The organism is Pseudonocardia cypriaca (assembly GCF_006717045.1).
GTDB lineage: Bacteria > Actinomycetota > Actinomycetes > Mycobacteriales > Pseudonocardiaceae > Pseudonocardia > Pseudonocardia cypriaca.
In genome coordinates, this window is the sequence record NZ_VFPH01000003.1 from 452,561 (window position 1) to 466,940 (window position 14,380).

Below are 14,380 nucleotides of genomic sequence, written 5' to 3' on the forward strand. Positions count from 1 at the left end.
TTGTGCCACCCTCTCCGCCATGACCTTCGGGCGTGCACTGCTCGGGGCGCTCGCACTGGTGATCGCCGGGTGTGCCGCGGCTGCGCCGGCCCCGGCTCCCGCCGTCGAGCGGCTGCGTCCCACGGTGCTCGCCGAGCTGCCGCACGACACCGGTGCGTTCACCCAGGGACTCGAGCTCGCTCCGGACGGCAGGCTGTACGAGGGCACCGGCCTGGCAGGTCACTCGCGGCTGCGGGAGCTGGACCCGGCCACGGGCGCGGTCCGGCGGGAGGTGCCGCTGCCCGGCGAGCTGTTCGGCGAAGGCATCACGGTGGTCGGCGACCGCATCTGGCAGCTCACCTGGCAGGACGGCGTCGCGCTCGAGTGGGATCGGATGAGCCTGACTCTGCTGCGCCAGGTGCCGGTCGCCGGCGAGGGCTGGGGCCTGTGCCGCGCAGGCGACCGCCTCGTGCGCAGCGACGGCACCGACCGCCTCCGCTTCCACGACCCGGGCTCGTTCGCCGAGACCGGGTCGGTGGCCGTCACGCTCGACGGCGAGCCGGTCACCGAGATCAACGAGCTGGAGTGCGTCGACGGGCAGGTGTGGGCGAACATCTGGCAGACCGACCGGATCGTGCGGATCGACCCGGCCGACGGCCACGTCACGGCGGTCGTGGACGCTGCCGGGCTGCTCGACGACGAGCGCCGGGCGGACGCCGACGTGCTCAACGGGATCGCCGCGCTGGGCGGCGACGAGTACCTGCTGACGGGCAAGCTCTGGCCGGCGTCGTTCCGGGTGCGCTTCACCCCCGCCTGAGTGATCGCGAAGGGCCACAGCGCCGCGCCGATGGGTCAGAATGGGGATGTGGCCCGCCCCGACCCGTCCAAGCCCCGTCGCGGTCGCCGCACGTGGGTCACCGTGGACGACGGCCGCACGCCGGGCGCTGACGAGCCCGAACGCTACGTGCCGCGCAGGCGCTACCCGTGGCACGACGACCCCGACTACGACCCGGCCGCCCACCGGCGCACTCCCCCGCCGCGCCCGTGGACACCGCCACCACCGCAGGACGAGGGCGAGGAGCCCGCCGAGGAGCCGGCCGAGGCGCCACCCGCCGAGCCGCCGCCGACCCGGCGCATGCCGCGCAAGCTCACCGTCACCAGGGTGGCGGCCCTGCGCAGCCGCGAGCTCACCCAGGGCGGCATCCGCGCGTTCCGCCGCGCCACCACGGCCGACGGGGCCGATCGCTCGGGTCTCACCGCGCTCACCTACGCCACGATGGTGGGCTACGCGGTCGACGCCGCCGTGGCCGTGGCACTGGCCAACACGCTGTTCTTCGCCGCCGCCACGGCGGAGAGCAAGACGAACGTCGCCCTCTACCTGGTCATCACCGTCGCCCCGTTCGCGGTGGTTGCGCCCGTGATCGGGCCGCTGCTCGACAAGCTGCAACGCGGTCGCCGGGCCGCCCTCGCCGTCTCGTTCGCCGGACGGGCGGTGCTCGCCGTCGTGATGGCGTTCAACTACGAGAACTGGCTGCTCTACCCCGCCGCGCTCGGCGCGATGGTGCTGAGCAAGTCGTTCGCCGTGCTCAAGGCGGCCGTCACGCCGCGGGTGCTGCCGCGCGCCATCACGCTGGTCACCACGAACTCGCGGCTCACCACGTGGGGGCTCGTCGCGGGCGGGGTCGGCGGTGCGGTGGCGGCGGGGATCGCCGCGCTGTGGGGCTCACCGGGCGCGCTGATCTTCACCGCCCTGCTCGGCGTGGCCGGCACGGTCGTGTGCCTGCGGATCCCGCGCTGGGTCGAGTCCACGATCGGCGAGGTGGCGGCCACCCTGCGCAGCACCGCGCGGGGCAAGCGCACACCGATGGGCCGCCACGTCACGGTCGCGCTGTGGGGCAACGGCGCGGTCCGGGTGCTCACGGGGTTCCTCACGCTGTTCGTCGCGTTCGTGGTGCGCGAGCAGTCGGAGGCCGACCCGAGCCGGCAGCTCCTCCTCATCGGCATCATCGGTGGCGCGGCCGGCATCGGCTCGTTCGCGGGCAACGCCACCGGCTCGCGGAGGCAGTTCCTCCGTTCCGACGCGGTGATCATGTCCTGCGTCACGGCCGCCGTACTCGTCAGCGCGGTGGCCGCGGTGCTGCCGGGGATCCCGACCGCCGCGCTCGTCGGACTGATCGGCGCCGCGGCCAGCGCGCTGGCGAAGGTCTGCCTCGACGCGGTCATCCAGCGCGATCTCCCCGAGGAGTCGAGGGCGTCCGCGTTCGGGCGCTCGGAGACGGTGCTCGCGCTCGCCTGGGTGTTCGGCGGGGCGATCGGTGTGCTGCTGCCGCACCACACGTTCTGGATCGGCTTCGCCGTGATCAGCGGGGTCATCGCGCTCGCCGGCATCCAGTCGGCGCTCGTCGCGCGTGGCCGCAGCCTGCTGCCGTTCCTCGGCCACCGGGTTCAGGGCCGCACCTGAACCGCGCCTACGTACGGTGGTGCGCGTGCCGCGCCGCCTGCTCGCCGTCCCCGTCGCCGCGCTCGTGCTCGCCGGCTGCGGGGCAACGGACCCGCCGCCGCCACCGCAGGTGACGTTCACGGCCGGCGCCGCCAGCATCGTCGCCCGCCCCGCGCAGTACTGCGACGTCGAGCTGACCCAGTGCCTCACCGACGTCGCCGCGCCCGTGGAGCTCGCCGTGCCGCCGGGCACCCCGATCCAGGTCACGGTGCCGCCGGAGATCGCGCAGACCCCGTGGCAGGTCGTGTTCAGCTACGCCGACGCGGCCGGCACCCAGGCCGACGAGCGCAGCCCGGTGTTCGCGCCCGGCGCGCGGAGCGACTGGACGTTGCAGCTGAGCGCGCCGGAGGACCGCCTGCTCACCGCCGAGGTGCAGCAGTACGGCCCACCGCCGCAGCCGAACCCGCAGACAGGGGAGATGGAGTTCCCGATCCGCGCGAGCTGGGTGCTGAACGCGGGTCAGGAGAACTAGCTCCCGTCGAGGTCGCGGGCCACCGCGCGCACGACCTCCGACGCGAGCTTGCAGGTACGGCGGTCCGGGTAGCGGCCCCGCCGCAGGTCGGGCTGCACCTTCGTCTCGAGCAACCGGATCATGTCCTCGATCAGGCTGTGCAGGTCCTCCGCGGGCCGGCGAGCGGCCTCGACCACCGACGGCGGCGCGTCGACGAGGCGCACCGACAGCGCCTGCGGCCCGCGCCTTCCCTCCGCCATCCCGAACTCGACGCGCTGACCGGCCTTGAGCGCCTGCACCCCGGCCGGCAGCGCAGCCTTGCGGACGTAGACGTCCTCGCCGCCGTCCTGAGCGAGGAACCCGAAGCCCTTGTCGGCGTCGTACCACTTGACCCTGCCGGTCGGCACCCTGCTCACCCGTTCCTCGATCGAACCCGACGTCACGCGGTGCCACGGCGGACCGCATGACGAACGCGCCCCTGGATGCCGAGCCGCCACTTGGTCGGCCCATCGAGCGACACCGGGACGCGTGGGCACCACCCTAGTCCGCCCGACCCGCGGCGCGCACCCGTTCAATTCCCGGCGACCCGGCGGCGGGGCATCCGGCCGAACGCACAGACGCCCAACGGGCCGTGCGAGCAGCCCTTCCGCTGCGCCGGGAGCGGGTACACCGTGGAGCGAACGGCACAATCGCGAGGCCCTCAGGCGCGAATGGCCATTTCGCTCCTCCGACGGTTCTCAGGCGTTGCGGACCTTCGCCGCCTCCCCGAGGTCCAGCATCTCCACGCTCTTCGCCCGCATCTCCACCTTCCGGACCTTGCCCGTGACCGTCATCGGGAACGAGTCGACCGCCAGCACGTACCGGGGGATCTTGTAGTGCGCGAGCTTGCCGGCTGCGAACTCGCGCAGGGCCTCGGCCGTGAGCTGCGGGGCCCCTTCGCGCAGGGTCACCCAGGCGCACAGCTCCTCGCCGTATCGCTCGTCCGGCACGCCGACGACCTGCGCGTCGACGATGTCCGGGTGCGTGTAGAGGAACTCCTCGATCTCCCGCGGGTAGATGTTCTCCCCACCCCGGATCACCATGTCCTTGATCCGGCCGGTGATGTTGACGTACCCGTCGCCGTCCATCACGCCGAGGTCACCGGTGTGCATCCAGCGGGCCCGGTCGATCGCCTCGGCGGTCTTCTCCGGCTCCTCCCAGTACCCGAGCATCACCGAGTAGCCGCGGGTGCACAGCTCGCCGGGCTCGCCGCGGGGCAGGGTCAGGCCCGTCTCGGGGTCGACGATCTTGACCTCGACGTGCGGGTGCACCCGCCCGACCGTCGACACCCGCAGCTCCAGGGAGTCGTCGGCGCGGGTCTGCGTGGAGACCGGTGACGTCTCGGTCATGCCGTAGCAGATCGTCACCTCCGTCATGCCCATCCGGTCCACGACCTGCTTCATCACCTCCACCGGGCACGGCGAGCCGGCCATGATCCCGGTGCGCAGCGACGACAGGTCGTAGGAGTCGAAGTCGGGGTCGTTCAGCTCCGCGATGAACATCGTGGGCACGCCGTACAGCGACGTGCAGCGCTCCTGGGCGACGGCCTTCAGCGTGGCCTTCGGGTCGAAGCCCGGGCCGGGGATCACCATCGTCGCGCCGTTGGTCGTGCAGCCGAGGTTGCCCATCACCATGCCGAAGCAGTGGTAGAAGGGCACGGGGATGCACACCCGGTCGTCCGGCGTGTAGCCGCACAGCCGTCCCACGAAGTAGCCGTTGTTCAGGATGTTGTGGTGGGACAGCGTGGCGCCCTTGGGGAAGCCCGTCGTCCCGGACGTGTACTGGATGTTGATCGGGTCGTCGGGGCTCAGCGCCGCCTGCAGCCGGGCGAGCTCGGCGCGGTCGCCGCCGCGGCCGTCGGCCATCAGCTCGTCCCAGTTGGGCCTGCCGATCAGGATCACCTGCCGCAGCGCGGGGCAGTTCGGCCGCACATCCTTGATCATCGCCTCGTAGTCGGACGTCTTGAAGCTCGGCGCGGCCACCAGCAGCGAGATCCCGGCCTGGTTGAGCACGTACTCCAGCTCGTGCGTCCGGTAGGCCGGGTTGATGTTGACGAGGATCGCCCCGAGCTTCGCCGTCGCGAACTGCACCAGCGTCCACTCCGGGAGGTTCGGCGCCCAGATGCCGACCCGGTCGCCCTTCACCACCCCGGCCGCGTGCAGGCCGAGCGCGAGCGCGTCGACGTCCTCGCGCAGCTGCCCGTAGGTCCAGCGGCGGCCGCTCGGCACGTCCACGAGGGCGTCGGCGTCGGGCCGGGCGGCGGCGGTGCGGTCGAAGTTGTCCCCGATGGTGTCGCCGAGCAGCGGGACGTCGGACGTCCCGGAGGCGTACGACGGAACGGCGGGTGCGACAGCGGACACGGCGATGGGTCCTTTCGACGTCATCGACGGTGGGTGCCGCTCATCCTGCGACGGCTGATCCCCCGTCGCCACCTCCGGATGGGGAGGAAACCCGCTCGCGCCCGGCCGATACCCTCGGAAGATGCACGATCCGCGGGTGCTTCTCGACCCAGCCACCGACGCCGTCCGCAAGCTGGCCCGGCGGGGCTTCTCGCTGGACGTCGCGTCCCTGGAGAAGCTGCTGGCCACCCGCAACTCCGCGATCCAGCGCGGCGACGAGGCGCGTGCCGAGTCGAAGCGGGTCGCCACCGCCGTCAAGGGCGCCGCTCCCGAGGAGCGCGCGGCGCTGGTCACCCGCGCCCGCGACCTCAAGGGCGTCGTCTCGGCGGCCGAGGAGGAGCACCGCGCCGCCGAGGCGGAGCTGCAGGACCTCCTGCTCGGCATCCCGAACCTGCCGGCCGACGAGCTGCCCGACGGCGCGAGCGACGAGGACGCCGAGCTGGTGCGCACGTGGGGCGAGCGGCCGGAGCTCGACTTCACCCCGCTCGACCACGTCGACCTCGGCGAGAAGCTGGGCATCCTCGACCTGCCCCGGGCCACCAAGCTCGCCGGGCCGAGGTTCGCCGTGCTGCGCGGCAAGGGGGCGGCCCTGGAGCGGGCGATCGCGCGCTACCTGCTCGACCTGCACACGCAGCGGCACGGCTACACCGAGTTCTCGGTACCCACGCTCGTCAACCGCGTCACTATGACGGGAACGGGCCAGCTGCCGAAGTTCGAGCAGGACCTGTTCAAGACGGGCGTGGGCGACCGCGAGCTGTACCTCATCCCGACCGCCGAGGTGCCGCTCACCAACCTGCACGCCAAGGAGACCCTGGAACTCGAGCAGCTCCCGCTCGCCTACACCGCCCACACGCCCTGCTTCCGCTCGGAAGCGGGCTCGTACGGCAAGGACACGCGGGGCCTCATCCGGCTGCACGAGTTCTCGAAGGTCGAGCTCGTGCGCATCGTCGACGCCGAGCGCTCGCGCGACGAGCTGGAGGTGCTGCTCGGGCACGCCGAGGCCGCGATGCAGGGCCTCGGGCTGGCCTACCGCGTGGTGAAGCTCGCTGCGGGCGACATCGGGTTCTCGGCCGAGTTCACCTACGACATCGAGGTGTGGCTGCCCGGGCAGGACGCCTACCGCGAGATCAGCTCGGTGTCGGACTTCGGCACGTTCCAGGCCCGCCGTGCCGGCATCCGCACGAAGGCCAAGGACGGCAGGCGCGGCTTCGCCGCCACCCTCAACGGCTCGGGGCTGCCGATCGGCCGCACCCTCGTCGCCGTGCTGGAGCAGGGCCAGCAGGCCGACGGCTCGGTCCGCCTGCCGGAGGCCCTGGTCCCGTACGCGGGCTTCGAGGTGCTCGAACCGGCCTGACCGCCGGCCCGCACCGCGACTCGCCCACACCCAGCCCGCGACTCGCGGAGGTCAGGGCACGCCCTTCCCCGCGAGTCGCGGTCTCAGTGCGCGCGAGTCGCGGTCTCAGTGCGCGCGAGTCGCGGTCTCAGTGCGCGCGAGTCGCGATCTCGCGCTAGCCCGGCCTCGGTTCAGGCCACCGGCTCGTCGGCCAGGTAGGGCGGGGCGGGTTCGTACTGGACGTACCGGCGCACCTGGCGCGCGTGGTCCCGGCCGTGGAGCCGGCCGACCAGCCACAACGCCATGTCGATGCCGGCGGACACGCCCTGGCTCGTGACGACGTTCCCGTCCACCACGTAGCGGGCGTCGCGGACGACCGTGACGTCGCCGGCGGCTTCGAGCCGGTCCTCGTAGGAGAAGTGCGTGGCCACCCGGCGCCCGCGGGCGACGCCCGACGCGTGCAGGAGCGCGGCGCCGGTGCAGACGCTCGTGGCCCAGGCGGCCTCGGCGGCGACCTTGGCGATCCAGTCCTTCACGACCGGGTTGTGCACCTGGACCTCCCGTGCGCCGTTGCCCCCGGGCACCAGCAGCACGTCCAGCGGCGGGTGGTCGTCGAGCCTGTGGTCGGGCAGCACCCGCATGCCCTTGTTGCAGCGGACCGGGTCGGTGGTCTCGGCGATCAGCACGGCGGTGTCGGCGCCATCGCGCAGCATCGACGACGCGGTGAAGATCTCCCACGGGCCGACGAAGTCCAGCTCCTCGGCGCGGTCGAAGATCAGCAGTCCGTAGATGGTCATGCGTACTCCCTCATCGCTCGGAATCGTTCGCGGTAGTCGGACGGTGCGACGCCGACGTGGCGGTGGAACGCCCGTCGCAGGGTCTCGGCCGTGCCGAACCCGAGGCGCCGTGCGATCGCGTCGACCGGCTCGTCGGCCTCGGCCAGCACGCGGCGCGCGGCCTCGATGCGCACCCGTTCCACGTACGTGGCGGGCGGCATGCCCAGCTCGGCGGTGAACCTGCGCTGCAGGTGGCGGGGGCTGAGCCCGGCGCGAGCGGCCAGGTCGGAGATGCCGTGCCGGGCCCCGGGATCGGCGTTGACCGCGGCCACTGCCGACCGGATGGGGTCGGTGGCGGGACGCGCCGCCCACAGCGGCACGCTGAACTGCGACTGGCTGCCCGGACGGCGAAGGAACATCACCAGCTCCTGGGCCACCGCGTGCGCCACGCCGCGCCCGTGATCGCCCTCCACCAGCGCGAGAGCGAGGTCCATGCCCGCGGTGACGCCCGCGGAGGTCCAGATGCGGCCGTCCTGGATGAAGATCGGGTCGCAGTCGACGGTCACCTCGGGGTGCTGGCGGCGCAGCTGCTCCTCACGCTTCCAGTGGGTCGTGACCCGCCGCCCCCCGAGCGCCCCCGCCGCGGCCAGCAGGAACGCCCCGCTGCACACCGATGTCACGCGCCGCGCGCCGGCTGCAGCGGCGGCGACCCAGTCGACCAGCACCCGGTCGTCACAGGCCTGGTCGACCCCGAACCCGCCCGCGACGACCAGCGTGTCGATGCCGCCGGGCGCGAGGTCCGTCGCGGCGTGCTCGGCGTGGACGGGCAGCCCGCTGTGCGCCCGCACGGGGCCGGACGTGGGCGCCACGACCCGGCACTCGTAGCCGCCGCCGGTGAGCTCGCTCGCGTGGGTGAACACCTCGTGCGGGCCCACGAGGTCGAGCGGCTGGAACCCCTCGAAGATCACGAAGACGATGCGGCGCACGTCATTCAGGCTGGCCAGTGCGGCCTATGGCGTCAACGACACGAACCCCACGGTTCGCGCCATCAGGTCGTCACAACCCGCCGGTGTTGAGCAGCCGGTTCGGCGTGCCACCGGTCTCGCCACCGCGCACCACACCGGGCGTCGCGTGGTCGATGATCCACTTTTCGATCACGTTGCTGGGGGCGTCGCCGTAGGTCTGCTTGTACAGCGCGGCGACCCCCACGGCGTGCGGCGCGGCCATCGACGTGCCCGTGTAGGACGCGATGCCGCCGCCCGGCACCGGCGCGCGGATGCTCGTGCCGGGCGCGTAGAGGTCGACGCACGGCCCGGTGGACGAGCTGGTCGCGCGCTGGTCGTCGACCGTGGAGTTGGCGACGACGAGCACGCCGGGGAACGCGCGCGGCGCCACCGTGCAGTCGTCGGCCCCCGAGTTGCCGGCCGACGAGGCCACGAACACCCCTCTGCCGACGAGCCCCGCCACCGCCGAGAGCAGCACCTCCGACGGGCCGTAGCTCCACGACATGACCGCCACCGCCGGCGCCTGGGCGTTGGTCGCGACGTAGTCGATGCCCGCGAGGAGCGACGAGAGGGTGCCCGCCCCGGTGCAGTCGAGCACCTTCACCGCCCGGAGCCGCGCCTTCTTCGCCACGCCGTAGTCCCGGGAGGCGGCGATGCCGGCGACGACGGTGCCGTGCCCGTCGCAGTCGCGGTCGTCCCTGTCCACCGTGTTCAGCAGCCACTCGGCCCGCCCCTCGAACTGGGGGTGGGTGACGTCCACGCCGGTGTCCATCACGTAGACGTTGACGCCCTCGCCGGTCGCCTTCGCCGTGTAGCGGTGGTCGAGCGGCAGGTCGCGCTGGTCGATGCGGTCGAGGCCCCAGTTCGGCGGGTCGGGCTGCGCCTCCTCGCTCAGGTCCTGCCTGCGGTTGGGGTCGAGCGGGACGATCCGGCGGTCCTGCTCCACCCCCAGCACCCCGGCTCGCGCTCGCAACCGGTCGACCTGGGTGCGGGTCAACCGGGCCGCGAACCCGGCGACCGCCTGGCCGAACGTCACGGTGGGCTGCACGCCGAGGTCGGCGGCCGCAGCCGTCGCGTCGGCGGTGGTACGGGCGTGCACGACGTACGCCATCGCGTCACCGAGGTCGTCCCGGGCTTCCGCGATCCCGGGCCAGGTGATCGCGACGACCAGCTGCAGCACGATCACCACGGGGGCGATGCGCACGAGGAACCGCGTCACGGTCGGCGACGGTACGGATCTTGCACTTGTGGGAACAGAGACACGATCGGTGCTGGTGTGACAGATGTGGTCAATGGGGTGACACAGCGTTCCGGCCACGTCGTTGCGGGGTACAGCGTCGGACGACTCGGAAAGCGAGCGCCTGCGGGCGGTCGACGGTCATGTCCCGACGGTCGCGCCTGCGGCGTGGATCGCCACCTCCGTGGCCTTCACCGCGAACCACAGCAGAGCCCCCGGCTCCGCGCCGAGCTCGGCTACTGCGGCCGGGGTGACGTCGGCCGCGAGGCCGTCCACCCACGCCGGTCCCCCTGGCGCGGCGGCGGCCCGCAGCCGGACGACGTCGCCGTGCGGTTCGATCGCCGCCACCCGCACGAGCAGCACGTTGCGCGGGCTGCCGTGCGGCCGCTCGGCGAACACCGCGACGGCCGACGGCGGGAACACCGCGACCGCGGGCTCCCCGTCGACGAGGCCGCCGTCCCGGCCTGCGACGACGGTGCCGTCGGGCGTCCGCAGGCCGTCCGGGCAGGCGAGGCCGGGCACGAGGTCGAGACCGGCGATGCGCGCGGTGAACGGGCTGCGGGGCCGGGCCAGCACCTCGCGGGTGGGACCGTGCTCCACGACCCGGCCGCCGGTGAGCACGACGACCCGGTCGGACAGCACGAGCGCGTCGAGGGCCGAGTGCGTGACCAGCACGGCCGTCTGCCCGGCCGCGCGCACCACCCGCCGCAGCAGCGCGCGCATCGCCGGTGTCGCGTCGACGTCCAGGGCGGCGAGGGGCTCGTCGAGCAGGAGCAGGTCCGGGCGGGGTGCGAGCGCGCGGGCCAGCGCCACCCGTTGCTGCTGCCCGCCCGACATCCGTGCGGGACGGCGGTCGGCGAGCTCCCCCGCGTCCACCGCGGTGAGCAGCTCCCGCGCCCGCTGCTCGGCCTCTCGGCGCGGGACGCCCTGGGCCCGCGGCCCGAACGCGACGTTGCCGAGCGCGGTGAGGTGCGGGAACAGCAGCGCTTCCTGCGCGAGCAGGCCGACCCCCCGCCGGTGCGGCGGCACGTGCACGCCGGCGGCCGGGTCGGCCACGGTGGTCTCCCCAAGCCGGACGTGCCCCTCGTCCGGACGCAGCAGCCCGGCCAGCACGCCGAGCAGCGTTGACTTGCCCGCGCCGTTCGGGCCGAGCACCGCGAGGACCTCGCCGGAGGCGGCCTGCAGCGTCACGTCCAGGGTGAACGTGGAACGCCGGACGACGACGTGCGCGTCGAGGGCGCTCACCTGAGCCCCTCGACGGTCCTGGGACGGGCGATCGTGATCACGGCGACCGCCACCACGACCAGCAGGAGCGAGAGCGCGACCGCCGCGTCCACGTCGCTCTCCCGCTCCAGGTAGACCAGCAGCGGGAGCGTGCGCGTGGTGCCCTGCAGGCTGCCGGCGAACGCGATCGTCGCGCCGAACTCGCCGAGGCACCGGGCGAACGCCAGTACGGCACCGGACGCCAGGCCCGGCAGCACCAGCGGCACCGTGACCCGCCGGAACGCGAGCCATGGCGCGGCACCGAGCGTGGCCGCCACCGCCTCGTAGCGGCGGCCCGCGGTCCGTAGCGCCCCCTCCAGGCTCACCACCAGGAACGGCAGGGCCACGAACGTCTGCGCCAGCACCACCGACGCCGTCGTGAACGGCACCGTGATCCCGAACGCGAGGTCGAGCCCGCGACCCACCAGGCCGGTGCGTCCGAGCAGGAAGAGCAGTGCGAGCCCACCGACCACGGGCGGTAGCACCAGCGGCAGCAGCACCGCCGACCGCAGCACCCGCAGGCCGCGCACGCGACCCCTGGCCAGCACCACGGCGAGCGGGCCGCCGAGCACGACGCACAGGGCGGTGGAGACCGCGGCCGTCAGCAACGAGAGGCGCAGCGCGTCGAGGGCCGACTCGCTGAGGAGCAGCTCGGGGAGCCGCGGCCAGTCCGCACGCAGCGCGAGCCCCGCGACCGGCAGCGCGATCAGCGCGAACGCCAGCGCGGCCGGCACCCAGAGCAGCCGGGGCAGTCCGACGCCCGTGTCGTGATCGTCGGACCGGCGGATCGCCGGCCGCGTCACGGGCCGCCGAATCCGGCCGACTCCAGCGCCGCCCGCCCGTCGGGCCCGGTCACGAGCTCCTCGAACGCGCGCGCGAGGTCCGCGTTGGGGGCCTCCGCGACCACCGCCATCGGGTAGGAGTTGACGGCCTGCGCCGACTCCGGGAACTCGATGCCCTGCACGTCGTCGCCCGCGGCGCGGACGTCGGTGGCGTAGACCAGGCCCGCGTCGGCGTTCCCGGTGGTCACCTTGCCGAGCGTCGACTTGACGTCCGGCTCCTCGCTGACGGGGCTGAGCGTCACGCCGGTGGCCTGCTCGATCTTCTCGGTGGCGGAGCCGCACGGCACCTGCGGGGCGCAGACGACGACCTTCAGATCGGGCCGGGCGAGGTCGGCGAACGACCTGATGCCGGCCGGGTTGCCGGGCGGCGTGACGATCTCCAGCACGTTGGTGGCGAACACGGTGGACCCACCGTCGACGAGCCCGGCGTCGGACACGGTCTTCATCGTGGACGTGTTGGCCGCGGCGAACAGGTCGGCCGGGCCGCCGTTGACGATCTGCTGCGCCAGGTCCGAGGACGCGCCGAAGTTGTACACCACGTCGACACCGGGGTGGGCCTGCTCGAACCGCGGCTCCAGTTGGCTGAACACCTCGGTGAGCGACGCGGCCGCGAACACGGTGAGCTCGCGCTGCTCCGGTCCGGGCGGCGCGGACGCCCCCTCGCCGCCCGTCCCGCCCGCGCAGCCTGCGAGCAGCACCGCCAGTGCGACCGCTGCCGCCGTCCGGAGCTTCACGAGGTCGCTCCCGGGGTCTCGACGACCACCGTCGTCGACTTGATCACGGCCACGGCGAGCGCGCCGGGCTCGAGGCCCATCTCGCGCACCGCCTCGCTGGACATGAGCGAGACGATCCGGTGCGGGCCGCACTGCATCTCCACCTGCGCCATCACCCGGTCGGTCACCACCGAGGTGACGAGGCCGACCAGCCGGTTGCGCGCCGAGCTCTGCACGTCGGACGGGTCCGGCGGCGCGGTCGCGTGCTCCCGGGCGAACGCGGCGAGCGCGGCGCCGTCGATGACCTTGCGGTTCGACGCGTCGGCCTGCACGGGCAAGGTGCCCGCGTCGACCCAGCGTCGCACGGTGTCATCGCTGACTCCGAGCAACCGGGCGGCGTCGGCAATCCTGAACTGCGGCACGATCAGAACAGTAGTTCCGCAGATGCGACTACGGCCAGTGCGGGGCCATCCTGTGGTTGGGTGCGGTCGTGGACTTCGAACCCAGCACCGCCGCTGCCGACCACACGAAGCGGATGCGCGCGTTCCTCGACGAGAAGGTCCTGCCGGCCGAGGCCGGGTACGAGTCCTTCCGGGCCGAGCGCCGGGGCACCCCGCAGGAGTGGGACCTGCCGCCCGTCGTCGAGGAGCTGAAGACCGAGGCGCGCGGCCGCGGGCTGTGGAACCTCTTCCTGCCGAGCATCTCGGGGCTGTCCAACCTCGACTACGCCCCGGTCGCGGAGGTATCGGGCTGGTCCCCGACGATCGCGCCGGAGGCCATCAACTGCCAGGCCCCCGACACCGGGAACATGGAGACGCTGCACCTGTTCGGCACGCCCGAGCAGAAGGAACAGTGGCTCGAGCCGCTGCTGGAGGGCGAGATCCGTTCGGCGTTCGCGATGACGGAGCCCGACGTCGCGTCCTCGGACGCGACGAACATCCAGACCCGCATCCGCCGCGACGGCGACGAGTACGTGATCACCGGACGCAAGTGGTGGATCTCCGGCTCCGCCGACCCGCGCTGCAAGATCTTCATCGTCATGGGCAAGACCGACCCCGAGGCGGCCAAGCACCGGCAGCAGTCGATGGTGCTCGTGCCGCGCGACACCCCCGGTCTCGAGATCAAGCGGCACCTCCCGACGTTCGGCTACCAGGACCAGCACGGGCACTCCGAGCTGGAGTTCCACGACGTGCGCGTGCCGGCATCCAACCTGCTCGGCGAGGAGGGCGGCGGCTTCGCGATCGCCCAGGCCCGGCTCGGCCCCGGCCGCATCCACCACTGCATGCGCCTGATCGGCATGGCCGAGCGCGCGATCGACCTCATGGTGCGCCGCGCCCGCTCCCGCACGGCGTTCGGCAGGCCGCTCGCCGACCAGGGCGTGGTGCGCGAGCAGATCGCCCACTCGCGGATCGAGGTCGAGCAGGCCCGGCTGCTCGTCCTCAAGACGGCGTGGCTCATCGACCGGTACGGCTCGAAGGGCGCGGCCACCGAGATCGCCGCGATCAAGGCCCTCTGCCCCCGCATGGCGTGCGGGGTGATCGACCGCGCCATGCAGGTGCACGGCGGCGCGGGCATGAGCGACGACGTGCCGCTGGCCTCCTTCTACGTCTGGGCCCGCGCCCTGCGCTTCGCCGACGGGCCCGACGAGGTCCACCTGCGCACGGTCGCCCGCCAGGAGCTGGGCCGCCACGACTGAACCCCCCGCGAGTCGCGGTCCCCGTGCGCGCGAGTCGCGGTCTGAGTGCAGGCGAGTTGCGAGCTGAGTGGTGCCGAGGGGCGGGCAACCCATCTTTCGGGCAGCTCGTGAAGTGGCATCTGCGGGATCTTTCCGCCGTATCGGACGC

General features: G+C 73.2%; 14 protein-coding genes and 1 pseudogene. 5 read left to right on the forward strand and 10 right to left on the reverse strand.

The genetic code is table 11. The features are described from left to right. The first annotated feature begins 19 nt into the window (after window positions 1–19). The 3 genes from FB388_RS34190 to FB388_RS34200 are packed head-to-tail and all read left to right on the forward strand — an operon-like array spanning window position 20 to window position 2,951. Window positions 20–796 (forward strand): glutaminyl-peptide cyclotransferase, encoded by a 777-nt coding sequence (locus FB388_RS34190; protein WP_142106816.1) that lies wholly within the window; start codon window positions 20–22, stop codon window positions 794–796. A gap of 30 nt (window positions 797–826) precedes the next feature. Beyond that, on the forward strand, window positions 827–2,440 hold the full coding sequence (locus tag FB388_RS34195; RefSeq protein WP_142106817.1) for an MFS transporter: 1,614 nt from the start codon (window positions 827–829) through the stop codon (window positions 2,438–2,440). 25 nt (window positions 2,441–2,465) lie between these two features. Then, on the forward strand, window positions 2,466–2,951 hold the full coding sequence (locus FB388_RS34200; protein ID WP_170225967.1) for a DUF2771 family protein: 486 nt from the start codon (window positions 2,466–2,468) through the stop codon (window positions 2,949–2,951). Here the strand turns inward: FB388_RS34200 and FB388_RS34205 are convergent. Beyond that, window positions 2,948–3,337 (reverse strand): cold-shock protein, encoded by a 390-nt coding sequence (locus tag FB388_RS34205; protein ID WP_211362501.1) that lies wholly within the window; start codon window positions 3,335–3,337, stop codon window positions 2,948–2,950. The two genes, FB388_RS34200 and FB388_RS34205, sit on opposite strands and share 4 nt — an antisense overlap. Before the next feature lie 330 nt (window positions 3,338–3,667). Then, on the reverse strand, window positions 3,668–5,329 hold the full coding sequence (locus FB388_RS34210) for an AMP-binding protein (RefSeq protein ID WP_211362420.1): 1,662 nt from the start codon (window positions 5,327–5,329) through the stop codon (window positions 3,668–3,670). Window positions 5,330–5,450: 121 nt separating this feature from the next. Here FB388_RS34210 and serS point away from each other — a divergent pair, with 121 nt between their 5' ends. After that, on the forward strand, window positions 5,451–6,722 hold the full coding sequence (gene serS / locus FB388_RS34215) for a serine--tRNA ligase (RefSeq protein ID WP_142106821.1): 1,272 nt from the start codon (window positions 5,451–5,453) through the stop codon (window positions 6,720–6,722). A 170-nt stretch (window positions 6,723–6,892) separates the two neighbouring features. On the opposite strand, the gene FB388_RS34220 is transcribed toward serS, so the two are convergent. The 8 genes and pseudogenes from FB388_RS34220 to FB388_RS34250 form a co-directional block, all read right to left on the reverse strand. After that, complete coding sequence (locus FB388_RS34220; protein WP_142106822.1) at window positions 6,893–7,498, reverse strand: DJ-1/PfpI family protein; 606 nt, start codon at window positions 7,496–7,498, stop codon at window positions 6,893–6,895. Beyond that, window positions 7,495–8,463 carry a GlxA family transcriptional regulator gene (locus FB388_RS34225; protein WP_246122681.1) on the reverse strand — a complete coding sequence of 323 codons (969 nt, stop codon included), beginning with the start codon at window positions 8,461–8,463 and terminating at the stop codon, window positions 7,495–7,497. Before FB388_RS34225 ends, FB388_RS34220 begins: the two co-directional genes overlap by 4 nt. Window positions 8,464–8,533: 70 nt before the next feature. Beyond that, window positions 8,534–9,700 (reverse strand): S8 family peptidase, encoded by a 1,167-nt coding sequence (locus FB388_RS34230; protein WP_246122682.1) that lies wholly within the window; start codon window positions 9,698–9,700, stop codon window positions 8,534–8,536. Window positions 9,701–9,859: 159 nt separating this feature from the next. Next, complete coding sequence (locus FB388_RS41275; protein ID WP_425468617.1) at window positions 9,860–10,441, reverse strand: TOBE domain-containing protein; 582 nt, start codon at window positions 10,439–10,441, stop codon at window positions 9,860–9,862. Between the two features lie 39 nt (window positions 10,442–10,480). After that, window positions 10,481–10,963, reverse strand: a pseudogene (locus tag FB388_RS41280) (ATP-binding cassette domain-containing protein); the annotation flags it as partial. Next, window positions 10,960–11,784, reverse strand: coding sequence for an ABC transporter permease (locus FB388_RS34240; protein ID WP_425468600.1), 825 nt, complete (start codon window positions 11,782–11,784; stop codon window positions 10,960–10,962). The gene FB388_RS34240 and the pseudogene FB388_RS41280, both read right to left, overlap by 4 nt. Then, window positions 11,781–12,557: a molybdate ABC transporter substrate-binding protein gene (gene modA / locus FB388_RS34245; RefSeq protein ID WP_142106825.1), complete on the reverse strand. Its 777-nt coding sequence runs from the start codon at window positions 12,555–12,557 to the stop codon at window positions 11,781–11,783. The genes FB388_RS34240 and modA overlap by 4 nt, the downstream gene beginning before the upstream one ends. Then, on the reverse strand, window positions 12,554–12,958 hold the full coding sequence (locus FB388_RS34250; protein WP_142106826.1) for a TOBE domain-containing protein: 405 nt from the start codon (window positions 12,956–12,958) through the stop codon (window positions 12,554–12,556). Before FB388_RS34250 ends, modA begins: the two co-directional genes overlap by 4 nt. Window positions 12,959–13,026: 68 nt before the next feature. Here FB388_RS34250 and FB388_RS34255 point away from each other — a divergent pair, with 68 nt between their 5' ends. After that, entirely contained in the window at window positions 13,027–14,232 is a 1,206-nt protein-coding gene (locus FB388_RS34255) for an acyl-CoA dehydrogenase family protein (RefSeq protein ID WP_142106827.1), read from the forward strand. Window positions 14,233–14,380 lie beyond the last annotated feature (148 nt).